This is a genomic window from Collinsella sp. AM18-10, from assembly GCF_003471585.1.
In the GTDB taxonomy this organism is placed as follows: domain Bacteria; phylum Actinomycetota; class Coriobacteriia; order Coriobacteriales; family Coriobacteriaceae; genus Collinsella.
On the sequence record NZ_QRJO01000001.1, the window covers coordinates 259,002 to 283,519 of the forward strand.

Here is a 24,518-nt window from a genome sequence, read left to right on the forward strand (position 1 = left end):
TTGCACGCCGTGGGGCGCAAACGGGACACGCCTCCGCGAGCGGTCCGCACCCAATGTGGCAAAATCGAACTACTAAGGGGGCTCAGAATGCTCAAGATTATTGCCTGCGACGATGACGTCGCTTTTCTAGATAGACTGCACCGGATGATCGACCGTTGGTCGATCGAGACGGGCACGGCGGTCGATGTTGCGCTCGTCACGCGCGGCGAGGACCTGCTGGCGCGCCATGCCGCGTCGCGCGCCGACATCATCCTGCTCGACATGATCATGCCGCTCGTCAACGGCATGGACACCGCACGCGAATTGCGCCAGGCCGACACCGCCGTGCGCCTGGTGTTCCTTACCTCGTCGCCCGAGTTTGCACTGGAGTCCTACGAGGTCCGCGCCTTCGACTATCTGCTCAAGCCCGTGGCCTACGAGCGCCTGGCGCAACTGCTCGACGAGCTTTCGAGCATGCGTCCGGCAGCGACCGACGAGCTCGTGATCAAAACGTCCTTTGGCTACCACGCCCTGCGCCTGTCCGACATCGAATATGCCGAGGCGCGCAACAAGCACGTGGTCTTCCATCTGCGCGACGGACGCGATATCGAGGCACTCGAGTCGTTCCGCAGCGTCGAGGACCGCTTGGAGCAAAACGCGGTCTTCTTTAAATGCCACCGCAGCTACCAGGTCAACTTGCGCAACATCGACCACTTCGATCGCACGGACATCGTCATGCGCTCGGGCGCGTGCATCCCGCTTTCGCGCAGCTGCAAGCAGGGATTCCAAGACGCCTACTTTGCGGTGCGCTTCGAAGGTGGGAGACACTGATGGTCTCCTCGGTCGAAATGGCCCTTTGGGCAATCCACCACGCCACGACGCTACTCTTTGGCGTTTTTGCCTCGGCAGCGCTGTGCGGTGTCGAAATCAACCGACGCCATGCGTTCGAGCTGGTGGTCGTTACCATTCTGACCGGCGCCGCCTTCTCGATCGCCAATGTCGTTGGCGGCGAACTATTTGCCCGCCAGGCTTATCCGCTTGTCGTGCACCTGCCGCTTATCGTCTACCTGTGCGCGCGCTACCGCCTGAGTCCACTGCTTGCCGCGCTCGGCATTACGAGTGCCTATCTGAGCTGCCAGTTCAGCAATTGGATGGGTATCGCCGCATTTGCCGCAACCGATTCTCAGATTGCGTACTATCTGGCACGCATCGCTACCACGCTCGGCGTCTTTGCCGTCCTGCTGCATTGGGCCGGCGACATTGGACCCCGCCTGGCGATTAAAAGCCCCACCGAGCTGGGCATCCTTTTAATCCTGCCGCTCGTCTATTACGTCTTTGACTATGCCACCAACGTCTACACCACGCTGTTCCACTCGGGCTCGGTGGTGACGGTTGAGTTTTTGGCCTTTGCACTCTGCGCCTTCTATCTTATGTTCCTCGCCGTCTACCTGCGTGAATACGAAGAAAAGGAAACCGCCGAGCGTGAACGCTGGATGCTTGAGACACGCGACAGCGCCGCCATCAAAGAGCTCGAGGCTTGGCGTCAATCCGGGCGCGAGCTGTCGATTCTTCGCCACGATATGCGCCACTTCTTGCGCGGTCTGGCCGTCTTAATTGAGGAGGGCCACACCGACGAGGCGCTCAAACGCATCGACGAACTCTGCGAAGCCGGCGACCGCACCGCCGTACGCCGCTTCTGCGCCAACGAAACCGTCAACATCGCGCTTTCGTCATTTAACTCGGATATCAATAGAAACGGCATTACCGCCAACCTGCGCGCCGCCGTACCCGAAACCATCCACGTAGGCGACGCCGACCTGTTTAGCGTGCTCTCAAATGCCTTGGAAAACGCCATTGCCGCGGCGAGCGCCGCCCCCGAGGGCAAGCGCTTTGTCGATCTTGACCTGCGGTTTGAGGACGGGCAGCTGCTGCTGTTAGTTTCCAACACGTTTGACCGCGCGCCGCGCATGGTCGACGGTATGCCCGTGACCCAGCATGCGGGACACGGCTTTGGCACCAAGAGCATCAAACTCGCCGTCGAGCGCATGAACGGCAATTGCCAGTTCCGCATTAACGGCGATCGGTTTGAGCTGCGCGCTGTGATGTAGAAGTACGGCGCCGATCTCGCGGCGCGCCTCGCCCGCCAGGCAATCGCTCGCCGGTGCCGATCCGCTACAGTGGAGCGACCGCCGGGGTCAGCTGCTTGATGTAGGCCCACATGCGCTGCTTGGCCGCTTTGTCGGTCAGCGCCGCCTCAAAGCCATCGAGCGCGAGCACGCGGCGGCCCTGCACATGGGCGACCAGGCCGGGCTTGAGCATGGCGGTGTCGAAGTCATCAATCGCCACGAGCATATCGGCGTAGGTTTCGCGCATGACATCGGCCGCGCTGTTATCGAGCAGCAGCACCGCCTCGGGATCCAGAGCCTCAAGCGCCTCGCGGAACAGCTCGCACGGCAGAGTCTCGCCCACCGCGACCGCTCCGTCGCCTGCGCCGGCGACGCTTGCCAGCACGCAAAAATCCTCGGGCGCGTAGCCGATGGCCCCAAGCGCCTTGCGCAGCGCAGCACCGTCCGGACCGGCAGCCAGCTCGCCGCCCGAACGCTCGGCCTCGTCCAAATCGCCTTTGACCAGCACGATCGGCGAGCACGCGTTGCCCACGATGCGCACGCCACGGACCGCAAGCGATGTGAGCTCCTGCTCGGCCGCCTGGGCGATGGCTTCTTTTTTCTGGCTTTGTGACGTGGACATGCGCTCTCCAATCGTTTGCGTGCCCACCATTATATAAAAGAGCTGCCCGCGAGTGGTTGCTTTGCGGGCGGCTGGGTATAAGCACGGTCGTACTGAGTTTTACGCGGCCGAACCGCGTCGTATTATGGAGGTCACCATGGCTGACATTAAGCAGATTACCCCCGAGAACTTCGATTCCATCGTTAACGACAGCCTGCCCGTGCTGGTCGATTTTTGGGCGCCCTGGTGCGGGCCCTGCCGATCGCTCTCGCCCATCGTGGACGAGGTAGCCGATGAGCTGGCGGGCAAGCTTGCCGTTGCCAAATGCAACGTCGACGACAACCAGGACCTGGCCATGAAGTATGGCGTCATGAGCATCCCCACGCTGATTGTGTTTAAGAACGGCGAGGAGATTGACCGCTCGGTTGGCGCTCTGCCCAAGGCGAGGCTGCAGGCGCTGCTGGAGAAGCATCTGTAATACGCTTGTTACTTGCCCGCCGTCCATGAGCGGTTTTGCACCGCTCGCCGGACTGCCGGGTGCGGCGCGTGCGACCACGGATAGTATGGTAGTTACAAAAAGCCCCCAGTGAACGGGTGCGAGTCGCACAGACTCGCACCCGTTTTCTTATGCAGCGGCGCGCAGAGCGGGCGTAGTAAAATCTGAACCACTGGATTACCGTCCACACAAGGAGATTTCCCATGCATGATGTTGGAATGAACATGAGCCAGCTTGCCATGAGCGTCAAGCAGGTCGACGACACCATCGAGCTCGCCCACGAGTGGAGCCATCAGCTGCTGCATGCGACCGAGAATTTTGACATGGAGCGCATCGGCGCCAAGCTCGAGGCAGCCATGGCCGCGCTGCACGAGGCCCACGACGCACTCGAGGGCTACGAAGAGGCCATCGAGGCCGACCACAACTCCGTCGGCTCCGTGAAGCTGGTGTAACGTGGCCGAACACGAGCACGGCTGCGGGTACGAGCACGAGCATCCGCACGGGGCGGACGGTGACGCGGGCTGCCACTGTAGTGGTTCCGGCTCCGAGCTGGTCCGCTTTTCGGTTACCGCACCGGACGACCTGCTGCGCCGTTTTGACGAACAGATCGCGCGCCGCGGCGACGTGGCCAACCGCTCCGAGGCCGTGCGCGACCTGATTCGCGCCTCGATCGCCAAGGAGCAGATGCGCACGCCCGATGAGCATGTTATCGGGTCGCTCACCATGATCTACGACCACCATACCGGCGACCTGACGCGCCGTCTGGACGAAGTGCAGCACGACTACACCGACGAGATCGTATCGACCATGCACGTGCATCTGGATCACCACAACTGCTTGGAGATTCTGGCGCTCAAGGGTCGCGGCGAGCGCGTCTACGAACTAGCCGACCGTCTGCTGGGCCTGCGCGGCGTTAAGCACGGCGAGCTCACGTGTGCCGCCACCAAGCAGAGCCTGGGGCTGTAGCGCACCTGTCCCTATTTGGTCGGTTTTGATGAGGGGTGTCGCATGCGACATGTGCATATTCATGTAACGGGCATTGTGCAGGGCGTTGGCATGCGGCCGTTTGTGTATCGCGAGGCCATGGCGCATGGCATTTGCGGATGGGTGCTCAACGCGGGCGACGGCGTGCATATCGAGGCGCACGCCCGTGCCGAGGCGGTTGACGGATTTGTCGCTGCTCTTTCTGAGCATGCGCCCGCGGCGGCTCGCGTTGAGCGAGTCGATATTGCGGATTTGAAGCCTGGCGGCTGGAGCGCTACCGATGAGCAGGGCTTTCGTATTGTGGCATCGCAGGACCAGACCGCGCACACGACGCTCGTCTCGCCCGATATCGCCACCTGCGATGATTGTCTGCGCGAGTTGTTCAACCCCGCCGATCGGCGCTATCACTACCCCTTTATTAACTGCACTAACTGCGGGCCGCGCTTTACCATCATCCGCTCGCTGCCTTACGATCGAGCGGCCACCTCGATGGATTGTTTTCCCATGTGTCCCAAGTGCGCCGCGGAGTATGCCGACCCACTCGACCGGCGTTTTCACGCGCAGCCCGATGCCTGCTTTGATTGCGGGCCGCATATTACGTGGCGCGAGGCTGTGAACGGCAATGCGTGCGGGAATTCGTCCGCGACACCGGCCGTCGGCACCACACGCGAGGCCAGCGACGCCATTATCGACCGCTGTGTTGAGTTGCTGGCCGGTGGCGGTATCGTCGCCATCAAGGGGCTGGGCGGATTTCACTTGGCATGCGACGCCTCCAACGAGCAGGCGGTAGCCGAGCTTCGCCGCCGCAAACGCCGCAGTAACAAGCCGCTTGCCGTTATGGTGCGCGACCTTGCCGACGTTGAACGCCTGTGCCATGTCAGCGACGTTGCACGCGGCTTGCTGACCGGCAGCATTCGCCCCATTGTGCTGCTGCGCCGGCGTGCTGTTTGCGGGAGCGACGGCGATTCTCCCGACGCCCTCGTACTCGTACCGTCCATCGCGCACGACCTGCCCGAGCTTGGCGTTATGCTCCCCTACACCCCGCTTCAGCATCTGTTGCTTGCCGCGGCAGAAGCCCGCGGTATGCACGCGCTCGTCATGACCAGCGGAAACCTGAGCGAAGAGCCCATCGAGACCGATGACGATCTTGCCTGGGAGCGCCTCGTTGCCGCCGGCATTGCCGACGCGCTGCTCGGCAACGACCGCGCGATTCTCTCGCGCTACGACGACTCCGTGGTACGCGTGGTCGATGGCGCCGCCATGCCTGTGCGTCGCGCACGCGGATATGCGCCGCAGCCGTTAGCGCTGCCGGCGCTCGACGGCACTGCACCCTGCGTGCTCGCCTGCGGGCCGCAGCAAAAAGCTACGATCGCGCTCACGCGCGAGGACGCCGACGGCCATGTGGCCTGTTTTGTGTCGCAGCATATCGGCGATGTCGAAAACGGCGAGACCTTCGATGCCTGGAACGCCGCGCGCACGCGCTTGGAAAACCTCTTTGACCTGGCGCCTGCCGCCTTGGCATGTGACATGCATCCCAGCTATCTGTCGAGCCAGTGGGCGCGTGAACTGGCACGGAAGCACAATCTGCCGCTTATCGAAGTCCAACATCATCATGCACATATCGCGAGCGTGATGGCCGAGGCCATCGCCGCGGGCCAGCTTACAACCGACGCGCGTGTCCTTGGCATCGCCTTTGACGGCACCGGCGCCGGCACCGATGGGACCATTTGGGGCGGCGAGTTTCTTGTTGCCGGCCTTGCCGATTTTGAACGCGCCGCGCACCTGCGCACCTGGGCGCTCCCCGGCGGGGCGGCCTCCGTGCGCGACGCCCGCCGCAATGCCTTTGCCCTGCTGAGCGAGCTCGGCCTGCTCGAGCACCCGGGTGCCGCGGGGCTATTGGGCGCCCTCGACGAGCAAACGCGCAGCGTGACAGCCACCATGATCGAGCGCGGCATCAACAGCCCGCGTACCAGCAGCATGGGGCGTCTCTTTGATGCCGCGGCGGCAATTCTGGGCATCTGCGACAAGGCAACCTACGAGGGCGAGCCCGCCATCGAACTCGAAGCCGCCGCCTGGCCCGCGCTCGGCGGTAAGACCGTTCGTCTCGACGGCAATCATGCAGGCGTATTCACGTCTGCCGACGACTCCCCCATCTTGGACCCCCAACCGCTCATCGAATCTCTTCTGAATGGAATTGAGGCAGGCACGCCGGCCGACAGGCTCGCCCTCGAGTTTCACATCGCCATTACGCACGCTACGACCCACATCGCGTGCGAGATCTGCAATCGCGAAAACCTCGATACCGTCGCGCTCTCGGGCGGTGTGTTCATGAACCGACTTTTGCTCCAGCTCCTCACCCGCGAGCTCAAAAGCATGGGTCTCACTGTCTTGATTCCCCAAACCGTGCCCGTTAACGACGGCTGCATCGCCTACGGTCAGGCCGCCATCGCTCGCGCTCGCCTCGCGCAGACAGCATCGCGATAGGCGTTTTGCCAGCCTGCGCGCCGCCGTCTCACAGGTGTAACGCGTTTGCTCGTGACTCCCGCGAGCGCTACCATCAACTGATGGGTAATTAGGCGCCTATCCAGCGCAAAACGTATAAAAGGGGAACATTATGTGCCTTGCCGTTCCCGGTAAAGTGGTCAAACGCGACGACGACCTTAAGGCGACCGTCGACATGATGGGCATCGAGCGCCCCGTTTCGCTGCGCCTCGTGCCGACGGCACAGGTAGGCGACTATATTCTCGTGCACGCCGGCTTTGGCATTCAGATTGTCGACGAGCAGGAAGCCCAAGAGACACTCGAGCTCGTCAATACCATGACCGAGCTGGCCGAAGAGGACCAGCTCGCCACTAACCCGGCCGAGGCATACTAGTGGCGGCGGCGCAGCCGGTTCGCTCCGGTATCGACTTTTCGGCATTTCGCGACCCCAAGCTGGCTCGCGAGCTCATCGATCGTATTCATGAGCTTGTCGGCAACCGCAGCATCAACCTTATGGAAGTCTGCGGTACGCATACCGTGAGCATCGGTCGCTATGGCTTTCGCTCCATTATGCCTGCCGGGCTCAAACTGCTGAGCGGTCCGGGTTGCCCCGTCTGTGTTACCGCCAACCGCGATATCGACCATGCAATCGCGCTCGCCAAGATGGACGGCGCCATCATCACCACCTTTGGCGACATGATGCGCGTGCCCGGGTCGTCTACCTCGCTCGCCGCGCAAAAGGCGGCGGGGCGCGATATTCGCATTGTGTACTCCCCGCTCGATGCACTCGATATCGCCGAACACAACCCCGATCGCCCGGTCATCTTTATGGGCGTCGGCTTTGAGACCACGACGCCCACCATCGCCGCCGCTATCCTGGAGGCCGACGCGCGCGGGCTCCAGAACTTCTCGGTCTACTGTGCTCACAAGACCACGCCGCCGGCTCTGCGTGCGATCTCCAACGACCCCGAGACCGCCATCGACGGCTTTATCCTGCCGGGTCACGTCGCCACCATCACAGGCCTGGCACCCTTTGGGTTTTTGGTCGACGAGTTCGAGACCCCCGGCGTGGTCACGGGATTTGAACCGGTCGATATCTTGCAGGGCATCTGTATGCTGGTCCAGATGGTTGTCGAGCACAGGCCCGCAATCGACAACGCCTACCGCCGTGGCGTCAACGCTGACGGCAACCCCGTGGCGCGCCAGCTGGTCGAGCAGGTGTTTGAGCCGTGCGACACCACGTGGCGCGGGCTGGGACCGATTGTGAATTCGGGTCTTTCCATCCGGCCCGAATTCGCGCGCTTTGATGCCGGCGCCCGCTTTGATGTGCCCGTTGAGGCGACGGTCGAGCCACGCGGGTGCCGCTGCGGCGACGTGCTGCGCGGAGCCATCACGCCGAGCGACTGCCCGCTGTTCGGCCACGCATGTACGCCCGAACACCCCGTCGGCCCCTGCATGGTGAGCTCCGAAGGCAGCTGCGCGGCGTACTTTAGATACCGCGACTAGCCCGGACGCCCCCGCGTACCGGCACCACCCACGATTGGAGTTTTCGATATGTCCCGTACCGCCACCGATAGCACTGTCCTGCTGGGCCACGGCTCCGGCGGCCAGATGATGAAGCGCATTATCGATGAGGTCTTTCTGGATGCCTTTGGGTCGCCCGAGCTGCTTGCGGGCAACGATGCCGGCGTCGCCGCGCTGCCCGCAAGCGGGCGAATCGCCATGTCGACCGACAGCTTTGTGGTAACGCCGCAGTTCTTCCCCGGCGGCAATATCGGCCGCCTCGCCGTATGTGGAACCGTCAACGACGTCGCGACCTCGGGCGCCAACGTACGCTACCTATCGTGCGGTTTTATCCTCGAAGAGGGCTATCCCATGGACAAGCTCCGCCAGATCGTTCAGACCATGGCCGAAACGGCACATGAGGCAGGCGTGAAGATTATCACCGGCGACACCAAGGTGGTCGAGCGTGGAGGTGCCGACGGCGTCTACATCAATACCGCCGGCGTGGGCGAGGTGCCCGCAGGCGTGACGCTCAGCGGTGCCAACTGCCGGCCCGGCGACGCCATCCTGGTATCGGGTACGCTAGGCGACCACGGCATCGCCATCATGAGCCAGCGCGAGGGCCTGGCGTTTTCGAGCACCATCGAAAGCGACGCCGCACCGCTCAATCATCTGATTGCCGACGTGCTCGCCGCCGCCCCCGACACCCGCTGCTTCCGCGACCCCACGCGCGGCGGTCTGGCATCCACGCTCAACGAGTTTGCCCAGGCCAGCGGCGTTGCCATGGAGATCGACGAGGATGCTGTGCCCGTGCGCCCCGACGTGCAGGCGGCATGTGCGATGCTCGGCTACGATGTGCTGCAGGTAGCAAACGAGGGCAAGATGGTTGCCGTGGTGCCGGCCGAGCAGGCCGATGCCGCACTGACGGCCATGCGCGCCGCGCGCTACGGCGAGAACGCCGCCATCATCGGTCGCGTGCTGCCGCTTGCCGAGGGCGCCCGTCCCGCCGTGCGCGTGCGCACCGGCTGGGGCTCGACCCGTATCCTCGACATGCTCGTAGGAGAGCAGCTGCCGAGGATTTGCTAGCGGGCGAGCGCCGGCCGGCGCGGCTTCGCTCCGCCACCAGGCCGTCGTCCCGCCCTGCCCGACCCGCTGCCACCCCAAGATTGAGCGAGCCAAATGTTCACCCTGGAAATGAGCGGGGCACACGTGCGGCAGAGAGCATGTAAATCGACGAATGCATTTCCCCCAAATATCAAATAGCCCCGCGACCGGGCTGAAATCGGTCGCGGGGCTTTGCATTTTCAAGCTTTGCTGTTGTCTACGCTCTGAACTTTGGATACGTCAGCAGCATGAGCGCGACGCTCACGCCCAGCTGCATGAGAATCTGGCGCACGTCGCCGGCACCTCCTAACGCCGCGGCGCGAACCAGATTGGCGACGCCGAGTGGCATGCCGCCGCCAAACCAGAGCGAAAGACTTAGCAGCACCTTGTCACCCATATCAGGCTCAAAGGGCACCGAGGCCACCACCGCCCGATACGCTCGCACCTCAAGGAAGATCAACGCCACGATGAGCAGCAAGGTAACGAGCATCGACGCGATCGATGCAGAGGACGCCGCAGAGCCCGTAAGCTCGCCCACAGTCGCATCCATAAGTAGAACGCCCACCGCATAAATCAGTGACATGACCCCCAGGGTCGTAAGCGCCGAACGCGCCCCAACGCGCCCCGCGCCCCTAGCGCCAACGTTTCTTGCCGTCATCGTTAACCTCCCTAAGCAAAGGGCCCGCCGGCGCGCACCGGCGGGCCAATCTTTCTGGAGCCAGCCCACCTTGGGTGGCCCAAAGCGCATCGGCGCGGCTTTTGCCCGCCTACTCCCCGCAGCCACTCTCGACAAGCGCCACGAGGGCATCGACGGCGGCCGCCTCGTCGGCGCCGTCGGCCGCAATCACAATCTCGCAACCGCAGATCATCCCCAGGCTCATGACCATCAAGATAGACTTGGCGTCCTTGGCGTCTCCGCCCACCTTGCCAACGGTGATCGAGCTCTCGTACTTGCTTGCCTCCTGCACAAACAGCGACGCAGGACGCGCGTGGATACCGCTCGGATTCTTGACGACCGTCGTCTTGGAAACCATCTCTGCTCCTTACTCCACCACGATGTTGTCGGTTGCGGTATCGGCACCATTGCTAGCGATAAGTTTCTTATAGTAGAAGAAGCTCTTCTTCTTACCGCGTTTGCCGGTGCCGTTGCCGTGGTCGTCCTGGTCGACCGAGATCTGGCCGTAGCGCTTGGTCATCTCGGAGGTGCCGGAGCTGATCAGGTCGATAGGGCCCCACCAGGCGTAACCAAAGACGTCGACACCGTCGAGAATCGCCTGGTGCATCTGCTCGACGTGCTCCTTCATATACTCGATGTGCGCGTCGTCGTCGCAGAAGCCGTTCTCATCGCGGTTCTCGGTCATGCCGTTACCATTCTCGGCGATGAAGATCGGTAGGTGGTAGCGATCGTAGATGTGGTTGAGCGTGATGCGGAATCCCACGGGATCGATCGGCCAGCCCCACTCGGTCATCTCGAGGTATTGGTTCTTGATCTCGGTAACCAGCTTGCCGCTCGGCTCGGGGGAAATTTTGCCCTTGTAGCGCATGATGTAGGTCATGTAGTAGCTGATGGAGATGTAGTCAACCACGCCGGCCTTGAGGGTTTCGAGGTCGCCGTCCTCCATCTTGATATCGACGCCGTAGTCGCGTAAGAAACGCTTCACGTAGTAGGGGTACTCGCCCTTGGCCTGGATATCGGTGAAGAACCAGTTGAAGTGGTCCTCAAAAAGCACCTGGAGCTGATCCTCGGGCTTGGAGGTCTCAGCGTAGTTCTCAAGACGGCAGAGCATGTTGCCGATGTGAGCCTCGGGGTCAATCTCGCGCAGTTTGATAACCGCCTTGGCGGAAGCCACGAGCTGGTTGTGAGCGACCTGGAACTTCTCGGGCCAACGGCCGGCATAGGGGTTGGAGCCGTCTTCTTTCTCGTCCCAAATCACGCCGCAGCAGGTGCAGGGGTTGGCGTAGACGTGGTTGATTTCGTTGAAGGTCATCCAATACTTGACCTTGCCCTTGTAGCGGCGGAAAAGCGTCTCAGCATAGTGCTCAAAGGCGTCGACCACGTGACGGCTCGCAAAGCCGTTGTACTCCTCGGCCAGGTGAAGCGGCATATCAAAGTGGTTGAGGGTGACCATGGGCTCGATCCCGTGCTTATGGCACTCGTCAAAGACTTTATCGTAGAAGGCCAGACCCTCCTCGTTGGGCAGGGCGTCGTCGCCGTTGGGGAAGATACGGCTCCAGGAAATGCTCATGCGAAAGACGCCGAAGCCCATCTCGCCCAAAAGCGCAATGTCCTCCTTGTAGGTGTGGTAGAAGTCGATGCCGCGTCGTTTGGGAAAATCATAGGCCATCTCGTCTGCCTTGCGAGCTGCGAGTGACTGTCGCGTAACGGAGTTGAGCGGGCCGCCCTCGACGATGCCCTCGCGGGCGCAGGTCTCGCGGTCGAGCAGAATCACATAGTCGGAGACCGCAGGGCCGCGACCGCCCTCGTCCCATGCGCCCTCGATCTGGTTGGCAGCGGTAGCGCCGCCCCATAGAAAACCCTCGGGAAAAGTCTCACCAAAGTCATAGGTAGAAAGGTCGATCATGGTATGTCCTCATCTCTCTTGGTTGGGTTGGGGATGCGAGCCGCAGGGCGCGACCCGCAATCGGGAGACGCGTTAGCGGGCGGTCAGCGCGCGCACTACGGGCATCATCTTCTTGGCCATGTGCAGCTCGGCGCTGATGGTCATAAGCGTATCCTGGGCGTGCACGAACAGCAGGGAGTACTCGACCTCCTCGCCGCCCGCCTGGCGCTGGATCATCTCGGTCTGCGCTTTGTGCGCCTCAAGGATCTTGGCATCAGCCTCGGCAAGATGCGCGTCTGCCGCATCGAAATCGAACTCCGCCAGGGCATCCATCGCCTTGTCGATGCAGGCGCGGCCGTCGCCAGCGTTGATGATGACGTTCATCGCGACCGCAGGAACGTTGATTGTCTCATCAGCCATCATGGCCTCCTATTCTTGGGTACCGGCCGCCTCCACGGCCGGTACTGAAACATCTGGTAGCAACTAGGCGACGAACTCTGAGTCGCCCGTAGAGGTTTACTCGACAGCAGCTGCGGCAGCGGCCTTGGCGGCTTCCTTGGCAGCCTTCTTGGCCGCTTTCTTTGCAGCCTTCTCGGCAGCCTGCTCTTCCTCGATCTTGCACTGGTAGTTATCGGCAGCCTTAAAGAACGGGAACCACAGAATCGCGGCGATCAGCAGGTTGACGCAGACAAGTGCGATATTGCGCACGTCTCCGCCCGACATAAAGAACGCCGAGACCGCATTGGGCAGGAAGTTCATATCGAAATTCTCGACGTGCAGGCTCGCCCAGCCCATGCTCATCCAGAGGTAGGCGTTGGCAGACAGCAGGATAGACTGCAGCACCATGGGGATGAACATAAAGGGGTTGGCAACGATCGTGGAGAAGACCAGCGGCTCGTTAATGTTGAACAGCGACGGGATAATCGTTGCACGGCCGAGCGTCTTGTTCTTCTTGGACTTGGCAAAGAGCATGTAGAAGGCCAACGGAAGCGTTGCGCCCTCGCCGCCGATCATGATGTAGCGAGTAATGCCGTACGCGTTAATGTTAGTGGGAGCGAGGCCTGCGGCATAGGCGGCCATGTTCTCGGCAAGAGCAGACTTTTGGATGGACTGCTGGATCGGCGAGAACACCCAGCCGGAGATGCCAAAGAAGTAGAAGGTGTCCATGACAAGCGGGATGGCGATGGTGCCGGGCAGCGTCTGGGCAAAGCCGGTAACGGGCGAAAGGATGATCGCGACCGCGCTAAAAACGTCGACCTGGAGCATGTTGGTAAAGAGCCAAGCCACAAAAAGCGACAGCAGCACCGCAATGATGTTATCGAACCAGTTCTTGACGAAGTCGGGCACGAGGCTGTCCTCGGAAAAGAACGTCATGCGCGCCATGCGCTTGTAGATAAAGCCAACGACAAATCCCACGACCATCGCGGTGAACATGCCACCCGCGCCAAACTTGGCCATCTGGAAGACATAGCCCTGATCGGTGATGGTGGGGTTCATGCACAGCATAAAAGCGCCTATACCGGTAAAACCGGCAATCATGCTGCGGTCTTTGCGATCTTCCTTGACCGCAACGTTATGCGGGATGATAAACGCCATGAACATGCCCACGAGGCCAAACGAGAACGTAGTGAGCGGCGACAGGTCGGGCAGGGCCGGGACAAAGCGACGGATAATGTTCCACAGGCTCGGGATGGCCGAGACCATGGAGAAGGGGACGATGTAGAGAACTGCGTCGGAGATAACGCCAAACCAGTAGGTTGAGGTAAGCTTGTTCATCACGGGGACGACATGCTCGGTAATCCACGCCTGGATCGCTTCCATGAACTTTTGCAGCATGTTGTCCCCTCCTAGTCTTCGTCAAGCAGGTCGTAGGCATCCTCGAGGATGCTCTCGCCGTCGAGTGCCGCGTAATAGTCGGGGTCGATGGCCATGACCTTCACGCCGTGAGATGCCACTTGAGACTGGATCTCGGGCACCTCGGAGGCGAAGTGCGGACCGAGCAGGAGGACGTCGATCTTGTCGGCGTAGTCCATAATCTCAGACTTACTGACTGCCTTGATGGTGCAGTCAAGACCCTTGGACTTTGCGACCTTGCGCATGCCTGCCGCCATAAAGCCGGTCGAGGCACCGATGCCGCAAGCGAGGAGAATGCGAACGGTGCCGTTCTCATCTGCCATGGGGTACTCCTTTCCCAATAAGCGGGCTCGAGGCAGCTCCGATGCCGCTGCGATCCCCGCTGTGTTCTTGGGCGCCCGTGTCGACCCGGCCGCCCTTGACCGTGACTGCACTATACGCGGCGGAGGGCTCTTGCCGCCAACCGACTTTTTGCCGCATAGCGGCAAGGCAGCAGATTTTCCGCCCGCACGGCAAGCCGGGCGATTTTCCGCTTGGGCGGCAAATTAGAAAAGACACCCTTTCTTAACCTGAGATACCATGGGGCGGTACACCCTGTCTGCCGTTCATCTCTTGGAGGAAAGCCATGGCGAGCGCCAAGCAGAACCGCATCAACCGCATGATCGACGTGCTCGAAAACAGCAGCTCATGGGTGTCTTCCTCGATGCTTGCCGGCCTTTTGGGCGCGAGTGAGCGAAGCATCCGCAACTATGTTGCAGAGGTCAACGAGACCGGTACGCGACATATCGAATCGTCTAAAGAGGGCTATCGCCTTGCCACGGCGGCGCCGGCTGCCGCCAGCGCTTCCGCTAGTCCTTGCGAAGGTGTCAATACCCTCCCCGCGAACGCGGACTCCAGGCGCGACTTTACTATCTCCCGCCTTGTCAACGCATGCGATGGACTCTCCGTCTTTGATATCGCCGATGAGCTCTTTATCAGCGAGAGCACGTTTCAGAGCTCCGTGATGCCGCAGGTGCGCGCGCTCGTTCGGCAGTTCGACCTCAATGTCGAGACACACGACTACCGCATGAAACTCACGGGGCGAGAGGCCGACAAGCGCAAGCTTCTCGGCCGCATAGCCACCCACAACTCCTATGGCTATTTCACCTCAACCAAAACGCTCGAAAACATGTTTCCCGACTTTGACGTGCAGGCAACCCTCTCGAGCTTGGTCGCGATCTGCCAGCGCTCGGATCTATTTATCAACGACTACGCGCTCTCCAACCTGCTCGTGCACCTGTTAGTGATCATCATCAGGCTCACCTCGAACAACGAGCTCAGCGAGGTGGACGGCCCCATCGATGCAGACGGCCTAGTGGCACAACTCGGGCAGCGCGAGCAGATCGTACGCTGCGCCCAGCGCATCGCCGCCTACTTTGAGAAGGAGTTTGGTTGCGCCATCCCATGCGCCGATTTTCAGCAAATCCTGCTGCTTTTGGCGCTTTCCGTCGAACGTTGCGATTTTGACGAGCTCAACCGCGAGAAGCTCTCAAGCATCATTGACCGCGATTTTGTAGACATGGTTCTGGGGATTCTCGACGAGTGCGGCAAGCGCTACAACCTACCGCGCTTTATCGACGAGCCCATGCGCCTGCAGCTCGTCCTGCATATGTTTAACGCCTACCAACGAGCCGTCTACCACGTAAGCTACCCCAACCCGCTCGCTGCGCAGATCAAAAGCGAGTACGCACCGGTCTACGATATGGCGGTCTATATCGCCCATCGCTTCTCGACGGCCATGGATATCGAGGTAGGCGAGAACGAAATCGCGTTTATCGCCTTTCACATCGGCGCCTATTTTGAGAAGTTCTCCGCACCCGACGGCGCCATCACCTGCACGGTCATCATCGAGGAGTATCACGACTTTGCGCGCAGGCTTGTCGACGACCTTAAGGCCGAGTTTGGAGACGACATCAGCGTTGTTGCCGTGAGAAGCTGTGATAGCTACCTGGCCGATCCTCCCGAGAGCGATGTGGTGGTCACTACGGTCGACGTGCCGGTTTGTGGCGGTAGCACCAAGATCTTGATCGGGCCCATCCTCACTAAACAGAACGTGCGAAAGATCCGCGACCGGCTTTGTGCCATCCAAGAGCGGCGACGGCGCCTCTACGCTCAGGGCCTTTTGGGGCACCTGCTGCGGCCGGAGCTATTTATACGCAACATAGACGCGGTTGACGCCACAAGCTGCATCGACCGAATGGGAGAGCTTTTGGCTGCTCAGGAGCTCGTAACGCCCGAATTTATCGCCAACGTGCATCTGCGCGAGAACGTCTCATCGACAGCGTTTACTGACTGCCTTGCCATACCCCATGCGATCTCGGTGTATCCCAAGCGCTCGTTTATTGCCGTGGTCCACAATGACGCCCCGATTCCTTGGGGACGCCACGACGTGCGATTTGTGCTGCTTATAGGTACCGCGCAGGAAGACATGGGGCTCTTTAGAGATGTGCTCGACCTGATTATCGAAGTGTTCTCCTCGGTAGAGACCACGATGAGGCTCATGCAGACCGACACCTTCGAAGAGTTTCTGGCTGCGTTTACGCACGATATCGGATAAAGGCTCGACCCGCATCCTCGACATGCTCGTGGGAGAGCAGCTGCCGAGAATTTACTAGGGCGGAATTGCACGGCTGGCGCGATGTGGCTTGATATCCCTGGAGATGTTCAGATTCCAGCCACGCCAGACGCGTAAGCCCAGTATTATGAGGTGCGTTTTAAACCCAATGACGGGAGCTTTCATGGCAGCAGCTTTTTCCACCGTGATCTTTGACCTTGACGGCACCATCCTCAACACGCTCGAGGACCTGGCGGCCGCCGGCAACCATACCTGCGAGATGCACGGCTGGCCCACGTTTGCCGTAGACGAGTACCGCTACAAGGTGGGAAACGGCATGCTCAAGCTGGTTGAGCGCTTTATGCCCGCCGAGTACGCGGGCGACAGCCGTATGTTTGAGCAGACGCTTGCCGAGTTTAGGGCTTACTACGGCGAGCACAAGGAGGACCACACCGCACCGTACGCCGGCACGATCGAGATGCTCGACCGCCTGCGCGCCGCGGGTGTGCAGCTTGCCGTGCTCACTAACAAGGACCACGTCTCGGCCGCTCCGCTTATCGAGAAATACTTTGGTTCCGAGCGCTTTGCGCTGGTGCAGGGCCGCGTCGATGCGCTTCCTCCCAAGCCCGAGGCACCTGTTACGCTGCATGTGATGAAAGAGCTAGGCGCCGACCCGGCAACCACACTCTATGTGGGCGATTCCAATGTCGACGTCCTGACCGGTCACAATGCCGGCCTCAAGAGCGCCGGTGTCAGCTGGGGCTTCCGCGGCCGCGCAGAGCTGGAGTCCGCCGGCGCCGACTACGTGGTGGACACCCAAGACGAGCTCTCGGCGCTGATTCTGGGCGAGTAGCGGGGCTGTCGCTCAACACGGCTGGATAGATTCTGTCGCGCGGAAAGCGCATCCCGTTTTGCCGCCTCAGAATGGGATGCGCTTTCCGGTTGAGCCTTGTCGGGGAAACAGCATCCCGTTGTGGAGCAATATTCCGGGTCGCACTTTCCGCAACCCACCCCATCCGGAAACCGCGACCCGGAATTCGGCCAAAAACCGGGTCGCATTTTCCCGAGCATTTGATGCGGCGTTGATACAAGGAGTGTCCCCAACTGCCGGCAGAAAAGGAACGTCCCCAAGTGCCACCTCAATGACTACCATGGCAACGCCGCAGGTAGAGGACGGGCAGCGAGCGGGCACCAGAGCGAACAAATTGGCATGAAAAGAGGACGGCATAGACCTTCTGGTCATGCCGTCCTCTTTGAATGACAAGTTGTCGCTCTGGTGCCCGCGCAGCGTCGGGCAGTTACGGCGTTTGGTAAAACGACGTAACGAACTACCGCGTAACTCCCCTAGCTCATCATGGCATTCATCATCTCGTTGGTTGCGGAATCGTCGGCAGACCACTCGCCGTCGTCATTGCAGGAATACTTGAAGGTGACCTTGGTGTCCTTGGTCTTAGCAGCCTTGGTCACATCGACCATAACCTGACCGGCCATCTTGTACAGCTCGTCATCGGAAGGCATCGAATCGAGCGCGGCGACCTTCTCCTGGTACTGGGTGGCAAAATCCTCAACGATCTGGTTCATGGACTTGCAGGTGATGGTGACCTCGGCAGTTGCGGTGCCCTTGTCCTCGTCGACCGTCACGTCACCGATCTTGTAGTCAAAACCCTCGAGATAGCTCTTGGCGTACTCCTTGGGATCGATGCCCAGCTGCTCGAACTCGTCGCCCGAGGCCTCTTCCAGGCCGGCGAGGAAGTCGTCGCCACCGTTCTTGACCTCGTCAAACTGCGTCGTAAGATCCTCGGTGATGAGCTCCTCAACCGAAGGACCTCCGCAGCCGGAAAGCACAACCACGCACGCGACCAGAACAGCCATCAGGGGCGCAAGCAGCAGCTTCTTCTTCATGACATTCCTCCCAACAAGCGGCACCGCGCTTCCCGACGCGGTGCACGTCGTAACAATAAGGCCATACTAGCCGATAACGAACACCCCCGGGAAAGCAAAGGCGCAATCGGCTCGATTTAACGTCCGAACGGTTTACCGGTGCGCCCAACGCGCAATAAAACGTTCCGCCGCATCGTAATAAAAAAGGGCGGCCGGATAACCCGACCACCCTTGCACATCCTTTGGATGCCGAAGTTTACTTGCGGACGACCTTAACGATGGCGTCACCGGCGGCGACAGCGGAGTCGGCCTCGACGGCGAGTTCGACATCGGCAAACTCGGCGGTGTTGGACACAGCAACGACGACGCAGTCCTTGTAGCCGGCAGCGGCGATCTTGGCGCGGTCGATCTTGAGCATGGGCTGGCCGGCCTTCACGACGTCGTCGGCCTTGACGAAGCCCTCGAAGCCGTCGCCGTTCATGTTGACGGTATCGACGCCAACGTGCACCAGAACCTCGATGCCGCTATCGGACTGCAGGCCCACGGCGTGACCCATGGTGACGGTCACCTTGCCGTCGCAGGGAGCGTAGACCAGATCGTCCTCGGGCCACACGGCGCAGCCCTTGCCCAGGACCTCGCCGCCAAAGACGGGATCGGGCACGTCGGCCATCTTGATGACCTTGCCCTTGACGGGCGAGCACAGCACGTCGGCGCCGGCAGAAGCAGAGATGGAGGACGGAGCAGCGGCAGTCGCGGGCTCAGCCTTCTTCTTGAACATGTCAAACAGACCCATACGTTTTCTCCTCTTGATTAAGCGCAACGTTGTGCGCATGCCTATGGTGATTATAGTGCCAAATGGTTCAAATGCTAAGGTGGGGACTCGAATCGCGAGCCCATCCCAACGCTTTTCCCCGGTGGCACTCATATTGTCGATTAATCCAGGCCCTCGGCACCGTTGGACTTGATGATCTTCTGGTAGGCGTAGAAGCTGTCCTTGCGGCGGCGCTCGTAGGTACCGGTGCCGTCATCGTACTTATCGACGTGGATAAAGCCGTAGCGCTTGCGCATCTCGCCGGTGCCGGCGGAAACCAGGTCGATGGGGCCCCACCAGGTGTAGGCGATCAGGTCGACGCCGTCGGCAATGGCCTCGCCCATGGCCTTGACGTGGCTCTGCAAGTAGGCGATACGATACGGGTCGTGGATGGAGCCGTCCTCCTCGACCTCATCGTAGGCGCCCATGCCATTCTCGACCACCATCAGCGGAATCTCGTAGCGGGCGTAAATCTCGTTGAGGGCGATGCGCAGACCCAGCGGATCGATCTGCCAGCCCCAGTCTGTGGACTCCAGATAGGGATTCTTGCCGCCAAAGGTCATGTTGCCCTCGGTCATCTCGTGATCCTTGTGGGTGCCCACGGTGCCGGACATGTAGTAGCTAAAGGTGTAGAAATCGACCTTGCCGTCGGCGATATCCTGCAGGTCGCCGTCCTCCATCACAAGCTCGACATCGTTCTCGGCCCAGAAGCGCTTGGCATAGAACGGATACTTGCCGCGCACCTGCACGTCGGAGCAGTACCAGTTCATGGTATTCATCTCCTGCTGCGCGGCGAACACGTCGGCCGGATCGCACGTGGCGGCATAGGAAAGGATGAAGCAGTCCATGTTGCCCATCTTAAACTGCGGGTAATGCTCGTGGGCATAGCGCACGACGCGGCCGCTGGCGACAAACTGGTGATGCAGCGCCTGCATACGAGCCTGCGGCGTAGCATGGACCGCCGAAGCCGGGCCCTCAAAGCCCTGAATCATGCTGGTCTCAAAGAGGTTGCCCATGTCCTGAGTGCCGCAGTTGATCTCGTTGAAGGTGAGCCAGAACTTGACCTTGTCCTGATAGCGGTCGAAGACGGTCTGGCAGTACTTCTCAAAGAAGCCGATGAGCTCGCGGCTCGCCCAGCCGTTGTATTTCTCGACCAGGTGATAGGGCATCTCGTAGTGCGACAGGGTCACGAGCGGCTCGATATTGTGAGCGCGCAGGCAGTCGAAGACGCGGTCGTAGAAGGCGAGGCCGGCCTCGTTGGGCTCGGCGTCGTCACCGTTGGGGAAGATGCGGCTCCAAGAGATGGACATGCGGAACATGGTAAAGCCCATCTCGGCGAACAGCGCGATGTCCTCCTCGTAGTGATGGTAAAAGTCGATACCGTCATGGTTGGGGTAGAAGCGGTTAGGGTCGATGTCGATCGTAATCTGGCGCGGCTCCTTGTAGCTGCCACCCAAGAAGTGGTCGTCGACCGACGGACCGCGGCCGTCAACGTTCCAAGCGCCCTCAAACTGATTGGCGGCCGTGGCGCCGCCCCAATAGAAACCCTCGGGGAACTTGATGTTTGCCATGAGCATCTCCTTTGCATTGCGGGTCGATAGGCCGAGTATCGCCCACGCACGCGACAGGCAGGGGCAGGGGTGCCAAACCCGACACTTCTTTTCGCAGACGCGCGCTGCAACAGCGCTGCAGCTGAAACTTTTTGACACCGAAGGAGCGAAGACGATCCGCCCCGCGCTTACCGGCGGTATGCCGCGGGGGTGCAGCCATACTTGTCGTGAAACTTACGGTAGAAGAAGCTCATGTTTTCATAGCCCACCGCATGCGCAGCCGCCCCGGCCGTGGCGCCGCCGCGCAGAAGCTCGGCCGCACGTACCAGGCGTCGCTCCTGCACAAGCTGCCTAAAGGTCTTGCCCACATGGCGCTTGAGAAGCGCCGTCGCATAATTAGGGCTCAAGCCAAACTCCGCCGCCATCCCCTCGAGGGAGCATGCAGCGAATTCACAATCGATATAGCCAAGCATTCCCGTCACCAGGGCAGTGGGCCCCGCCGTGCCGTCCGCCGCGCCGCGCACCAGCTCGCGCTCGTAGCAATCCATGAGCTCGGCCAAAAACAGCTGAAACAGACGCAAGACGATCTCGGGACCGTTGGGGCTCGGGTCGTACAGCTCGCAGAGCATCTCCTGCATGTAGCGCCGAATCCGACGGCTCTCGCCGCAGTAAAAACGGACATGGCCCCGATGGTCCGTCTCGCTGTTGAGCGCGTTGAACAAAAACCGCGAGACCGCGCTCTCGCGCGAGAGGCTCGACTCGAGACTCCGGCGCAAAAAAGAGCGTGAAACGGTCATGCTCAGCATGATGTCGTCCTCGCCGAGCGCCGCCACGGCATGAGGGCAAAGGGCGTCGAGCAAAAGCACCTCGTTGCGGCGCAACTCGAGCCTCTCCCCCGCCACCGTCTGCGGGCAGCGCCCGCGATACACATAGCTCATCTCCACGTAATCATGCACGTGCTCGGGAACTGCATTAAAGCGCGAGTTTTTCCTTATCGTCAGGCCACGCGGCATGCCGGGCTGGGCATAGGCAAACCCTGGCTGCCCAATCTTGCGCACTGGGCATCCGTCGATTTCGACATGCTCGGTCATAATCGACCAATCAAATGCCATGCCGTCTTTATAAGCGATCTCACTGGCGCTCAGTTCGCTGAGCCTACGCTCGAGCTCGTCGATCTCCATGGCTTGCCAATCGTTGATTTAGTCATAGTTCATCGTGATTCAGATATTAGCAGAACGCGCCGACGCGTCCATAATCTGTGCTATGCAGCAGATCGATCGAGCCAAGGAGGATCCATGACCGCGCACTATCAGCAGGTGCTCGAGGGTACATACGACAACCATGTGCTTCCGTTTTTGTGGATGAAGGGCGAGAGCCATAAGACCATTGCCGAGTATCTGGAGAAGATCGCCGGCGCCGACATCCACGAGGTCTGTCTCGAAAGCCGCCCACACCCCGATTTTTGCGGCGAGGGCTGGTGGCGCAACTTGCGCTTTGTCATTGACGAGTGCAGGCAGCTGGGCCTTAAGCTCTGGATCTTGGACGACGCGCACTTCCCCACGGGCTTTGCCAACGGCGCCGTCAAGGAGGCCGTGCCCGAGCTCCGCAAGATCGTGCTCACGCACCGCACGTTCGACATCGTGGGCCCCACGTCCGCCGCGAGCATCGCGCTCGCCAACATGCTCGACAAAACGGAGCGCTTCTACGGCGTGACATTTATGCAGGACGGCAGCCCCGTCGACGTCGCTTACCGAGTAATCGACGATGCAGACGGCAACCCCAGCCGCCTGGTCTTCGATGCACCTGCGGGCCTCACGCAGGCATGCGTGATGTTCACGAGCGGCAAGACCTCCTACAACGAGGACTACATCAATATGGTCGACCGCGCCTCGGTGGCGCAGCTCATCGATGCTGTCTACGAGCCGCATTTTGAGCATCTGGGCGATGAGTTTGGCAAGACCATCTTGGGCTTTTTCTCCGATGAGCCCGGATTTGCCAACGAGAAGGGCACCACGGGCCCCGATGGCATCTCGGACACGCTCATCGGCAAGGCCACCGCGCCCCTACCCTGGTCGGCCGAGCTTGAGCGTCGCCTGCGCGCGGCACTGGGCGAGCGCTACCTGGCCGAGCTCCCGCACCTGTGGGACCGCGAGCCGGCCGGCGCGCACGTACGCCACGTCTATATGGACATCGCGAGCACCCTCTATAAGGAGTGCTTCTGCGACCAGCTCGGAGACTGGTGCCGCGCGCGCGGCGTGCAGTACATCGGCCACGTTATCGAGGACAAGGACTGCCACGCGCGCCTGGGCGTGGGCGCCGGGCACTACTTCCGCGCCGTGGGCGGTCAGGACATGGCGGGCGTCGACATCGTGATCAACCAGCTGGTACCCGGCATGGACCGCGGCCTTCACAGCTACGGACGCGGCGTGTGGGACCTCGAGTTCTATAACTACGTGCTGCCCAAGCTGGGCTCCTCGGCAGCACACCTCGACCCCAAAAAGCAGGGGCGCTGCATGGCCGAGGTCTTTGGCGCATTTGGATGGCACGAAGGCCTACGCGAGATGAAGTGGATCGCCGATCATTTTTTGGTGCGCGGCGTCAATTGGTTTGTGCCGCATGCCTTTAGCATGGCCGCCTTCCCCGACTGGGACTGCCCGCCGCATTTCTATGCGCATGGCCAAAACCCCCAGTTTGCACACTTTGGGCAGCTTATGAGCTACATGAACCGTACGGCGAGCCTGCTGAGCGGCGGGCGCGCAACGACCCCGGTGGCGCTTCTCTACCATGCGGACGCCGAGTGGGCAGGCGAGGCGAACTTTATGCAGCATGCCGCCTCCAAGCTTATGCGCGCGCAGGTCGACTTTGACATCGTGCCGGCAGAGGCATTTGAGGACGCAGGGCGCTATGCCGTTGAAATTGCCGCAGACGGTAGTGGCTTTAGCGTGAACGGCCAGGCATACCGCTGCCTGGTGATGCCCGGAGCCGAGTTTGTCGGCGAAGCCGTGCTCGACTTTGCCGTGCGTGCCGCAGCCGCAGGTGTTGCCGTGTACGCGCTGGATGAGTTGCCGAACAAGCGCTACGACGGTGACACTGCAGGTCGCGAGGGCTTTGCCTCCCTGGATGCAGCCGCGGTCGCCGGCATCAAGCTCCTGGCGACCACCGAGCTCGCAGACACACTTGCCAACACCGGCATGCAGACCGTGGTTTGCGCCGAGCCCCAGCCCTGGCTGCGCGCACTGCGCTACGAGCGGGCGGGCGAGACCTATCTGATGCTCGTCAACGAGCATCCCAAGCAGGGTATCTCCACTCAGATTGCGCTTGCCGACGGCACACCCGTTGCAGGCGCGCGCCTCGATCTGCTCAACGGCACCGAGCCCGCCGCCTTTGACGGCACGCTCGAGCTGGCTCCCTACGAGAGCTGCATCGTGGTCCTTGGGGCTACAGGTTCCGTTGCTGTGGCAACCGCCGAAGACGAAGCCACATGCGTCGACGGGCCCTGGGCGGTTGCCTTCTCTGCCCCTGGTACCGATGCCTTTGGCGAGTCTGTTGAGCTTGCAGACCTGCACGACCTTTCCTCGGCCGAGTTCCCCGGCAAGGCCGGCACGTTCCGCTACCAGGCCTCCTTTGTCCTGGGCGAAGCGGCCAGCCGCGCTGTCATCGACCTTGGGGAGGTCTTTGAGACCGCAACCGTCACCCTCGACGGCAAATCCCTCGGCACCCGCATCTGTCCGCCTTACCGCTTTGAGGCCGCCGCACTTTTAGCCAGTGAGCACGCGCTCACGATCGATATCATCAACACCCTCGACCACGCCGTCCCCGACGTGTTCGGCATGACCGAGCCCTCCGAGCCCAGCGGTCTCTTGGGGCCCGTACGCGTGCTCGGGTAACGCCCCGGGCGCAAACGGCCCAACAAGGACAGCGCCCCTATGTTGAGCCCGCGCAGCGTCGAGCGGTCCGTCGTTCATAGACCGGCGGACCAAAACTCCCAGCCAAG

The 24,518-nt window shown here is 61.2% G+C and carries 23 protein-coding genes; 12 read left to right on the top strand and 11 right to left on the bottom strand.

The window, feature by feature from the left end; translation table 11 throughout:
• The first annotated feature begins 87 nt into the window (after positions 1–87).
• Together DW211_RS01055 and DW211_RS01060 are read left to right on the top strand one after the other, a co-directional pair.
• Positions 88–810: a LytTR family DNA-binding domain-containing protein gene (locus DW211_RS01055; RefSeq protein ID WP_118258706.1), complete on the top strand. Its 723-nt coding sequence runs from the start codon at positions 88–90 to the stop codon at positions 808–810.
• Entirely contained in the window at positions 810–2,087 is a 1,278-nt protein-coding gene (locus DW211_RS01060; RefSeq protein WP_118258708.1) for a sensor histidine kinase, read from the top strand. The genes DW211_RS01055 and DW211_RS01060 overlap by 1 nt, the downstream gene beginning before the upstream one ends.
• Positions 2,088–2,151: 64 nt before the next feature.
• On the opposite strand, the gene DW211_RS01065 is transcribed toward DW211_RS01060, so the two are convergent.
• Entirely contained in the window at positions 2,152–2,727 is a 576-nt protein-coding gene (locus DW211_RS01065) for a hypothetical protein (protein WP_117778738.1), read from the bottom strand.
• 136 nt (positions 2,728–2,863) lie between these two features.
• Between DW211_RS01065 and trxA the strand changes: the two genes are divergently transcribed.
• The 7 genes from trxA (at position 2,864) to hypE (ending at position 9,256) form a co-directional block, all read left to right on the top strand.
• Positions 2,864–3,184: a thioredoxin gene (gene trxA, locus DW211_RS01070; protein WP_055250861.1), complete on the top strand. Its 321-nt coding sequence runs from the start codon at positions 2,864–2,866 to the stop codon at positions 3,182–3,184.
• A gap of 221 nt (positions 3,185–3,405) precedes the next feature.
• Positions 3,406–3,654, top strand: coding sequence for a hypothetical protein (locus DW211_RS01075; protein ID WP_006235225.1), 249 nt, complete (start codon positions 3,406–3,408; stop codon positions 3,652–3,654).
• Position 3,655: 1 nt separating this feature from the next.
• Positions 3,656–4,168, top strand: coding sequence for a nickel-responsive transcriptional regulator NikR (nikR, locus tag DW211_RS01080; protein ID WP_118205863.1), 513 nt, complete (start codon positions 3,656–3,658; stop codon positions 4,166–4,168).
• Between the two features lie 42 nt (positions 4,169–4,210).
• Complete coding sequence (hypF, locus tag DW211_RS01085) at positions 4,211–6,670, top strand: carbamoyltransferase HypF (protein WP_118258710.1); 2,460 nt, start codon at positions 4,211–4,213, stop codon at positions 6,668–6,670.
• A gap of 130 nt (positions 6,671–6,800) precedes the next feature.
• Complete coding sequence (locus tag DW211_RS01090) at positions 6,801–7,061, top strand: HypC/HybG/HupF family hydrogenase formation chaperone (protein WP_055250830.1); 261 nt, start codon at positions 6,801–6,803, stop codon at positions 7,059–7,061.
• Positions 7,061–8,173: a hydrogenase formation protein HypD gene (hypD, locus tag DW211_RS01095; RefSeq protein ID WP_118258712.1), complete on the top strand. Its 1,113-nt coding sequence runs from the start codon at positions 7,061–7,063 to the stop codon at positions 8,171–8,173. Before DW211_RS01090 ends, hypD begins: the two co-directional genes overlap by 1 nt.
• Positions 8,174–8,221: 48 nt before the next feature.
• On the top strand, positions 8,222–9,256 hold the full coding sequence (hypE, locus tag DW211_RS01100; RefSeq protein ID WP_118258714.1) for a hydrogenase expression/formation protein HypE: 1,035 nt from the start codon (positions 8,222–8,224) through the stop codon (positions 9,254–9,256).
• A 235-nt stretch (positions 9,257–9,491) separates the two neighbouring features.
• On the opposite strand, the gene DW211_RS01105 is transcribed toward hypE, so the two are convergent.
• The 6 genes from DW211_RS01105 to DW211_RS01130 all read right to left on the bottom strand — a co-directional run bounded on the left by DW211_RS01105 (position 9,492) and on the right by DW211_RS01130 (position 14,012).
• Positions 9,492–9,857 (bottom strand): hypothetical protein, encoded by a 366-nt coding sequence (locus tag DW211_RS01105; RefSeq protein ID WP_147357227.1) that lies wholly within the window; start codon positions 9,855–9,857, stop codon positions 9,492–9,494.
• A 184-nt stretch (positions 9,858–10,041) separates the two neighbouring features.
• Entirely contained in the window at positions 10,042–10,308 is a 267-nt protein-coding gene (locus DW211_RS01110; protein WP_118238422.1) for an HPr family phosphocarrier protein, read from the bottom strand.
• A 9-nt stretch (positions 10,309–10,317) separates the two neighbouring features.
• Positions 10,318–11,856, bottom strand: a complete 1,539-nt coding sequence (locus DW211_RS01115; RefSeq protein ID WP_117803551.1) for a glycoside hydrolase family 1 protein — start codon at positions 11,854–11,856, stop codon at positions 10,318–10,320.
• A gap of 72 nt (positions 11,857–11,928) precedes the next feature.
• Positions 11,929–12,255 (bottom strand): PTS lactose/cellobiose transporter subunit IIA, encoded by a 327-nt coding sequence (locus DW211_RS01120; RefSeq protein WP_199569964.1) that lies wholly within the window; start codon positions 12,253–12,255, stop codon positions 11,929–11,931.
• A gap of 96 nt (positions 12,256–12,351) precedes the next feature.
• On the bottom strand, positions 12,352–13,671 hold the full coding sequence (locus DW211_RS01125; RefSeq protein WP_118238421.1) for a PTS sugar transporter subunit IIC: 1,320 nt from the start codon (positions 13,669–13,671) through the stop codon (positions 12,352–12,354).
• A gap of 11 nt (positions 13,672–13,682) precedes the next feature.
• The gene (locus DW211_RS01130; protein WP_117803548.1) at positions 13,683–14,012 is read right to left on the bottom strand and encodes a PTS sugar transporter subunit IIB; all 330 of its coding nucleotides are present in this window, start codon (positions 14,010–14,012) and stop codon (positions 13,683–13,685) included.
• Between the two features lie 302 nt (positions 14,013–14,314).
• On the opposite strand from DW211_RS01130, the gene DW211_RS01135 reads away from it, so the two are divergent.
• A complete protein-coding gene (locus DW211_RS01135) occupies positions 14,315–16,285 on the top strand; it encodes a transcription antiterminator (RefSeq protein ID WP_118258718.1) in 1,971 nt (656 codons plus the stop codon).
• A 181-nt stretch (positions 16,286–16,466) separates the two neighbouring features.
• Positions 16,467–17,135, top strand: coding sequence for an HAD family hydrolase (locus tag DW211_RS01140; protein WP_233540912.1), 669 nt, complete (start codon positions 16,467–16,469; stop codon positions 17,133–17,135).
• A gap of 491 nt (positions 17,136–17,626) precedes the next feature.
• On the opposite strand, the gene DW211_RS01145 is transcribed toward DW211_RS01140, so the two are convergent.
• The 4 genes from DW211_RS01145 to DW211_RS01160 all read right to left on the bottom strand — a co-directional run bounded on the left by DW211_RS01145 (position 17,627) and on the right by DW211_RS01160 (position 21,705).
• Positions 17,627–18,184, bottom strand: a complete 558-nt coding sequence (locus DW211_RS01145) for a hypothetical protein (RefSeq protein WP_117634513.1) — start codon at positions 18,182–18,184, stop codon at positions 17,627–17,629.
• A 235-nt stretch (positions 18,185–18,419) separates the two neighbouring features.
• A complete protein-coding gene (locus DW211_RS01150; RefSeq protein WP_117806548.1) occupies positions 18,420–18,956 on the bottom strand; it encodes a PTS glucose transporter subunit IIA in 537 nt (178 codons plus the stop codon).
• A 140-nt stretch (positions 18,957–19,096) separates the two neighbouring features.
• Positions 19,097–20,545, bottom strand: coding sequence for a glycoside hydrolase family 1 protein (locus tag DW211_RS01155; RefSeq protein ID WP_118258722.1), 1,449 nt, complete (start codon positions 20,543–20,545; stop codon positions 19,097–19,099).
• A gap of 167 nt (positions 20,546–20,712) precedes the next feature.
• On the bottom strand, positions 20,713–21,705 hold the full coding sequence (locus DW211_RS01160) for a helix-turn-helix domain-containing protein (RefSeq protein ID WP_117766210.1): 993 nt from the start codon (positions 21,703–21,705) through the stop codon (positions 20,713–20,715).
• A gap of 114 nt (positions 21,706–21,819) precedes the next feature.
• Between DW211_RS01160 and DW211_RS01165 the strand changes: the two genes are divergently transcribed.
• On the top strand, positions 21,820–24,411 hold the full coding sequence (locus tag DW211_RS01165; protein WP_118258724.1) for a glycoside hydrolase family 2: 2,592 nt from the start codon (positions 21,820–21,822) through the stop codon (positions 24,409–24,411).
• Positions 24,412–24,518: the final 107 nt, after the last annotated feature.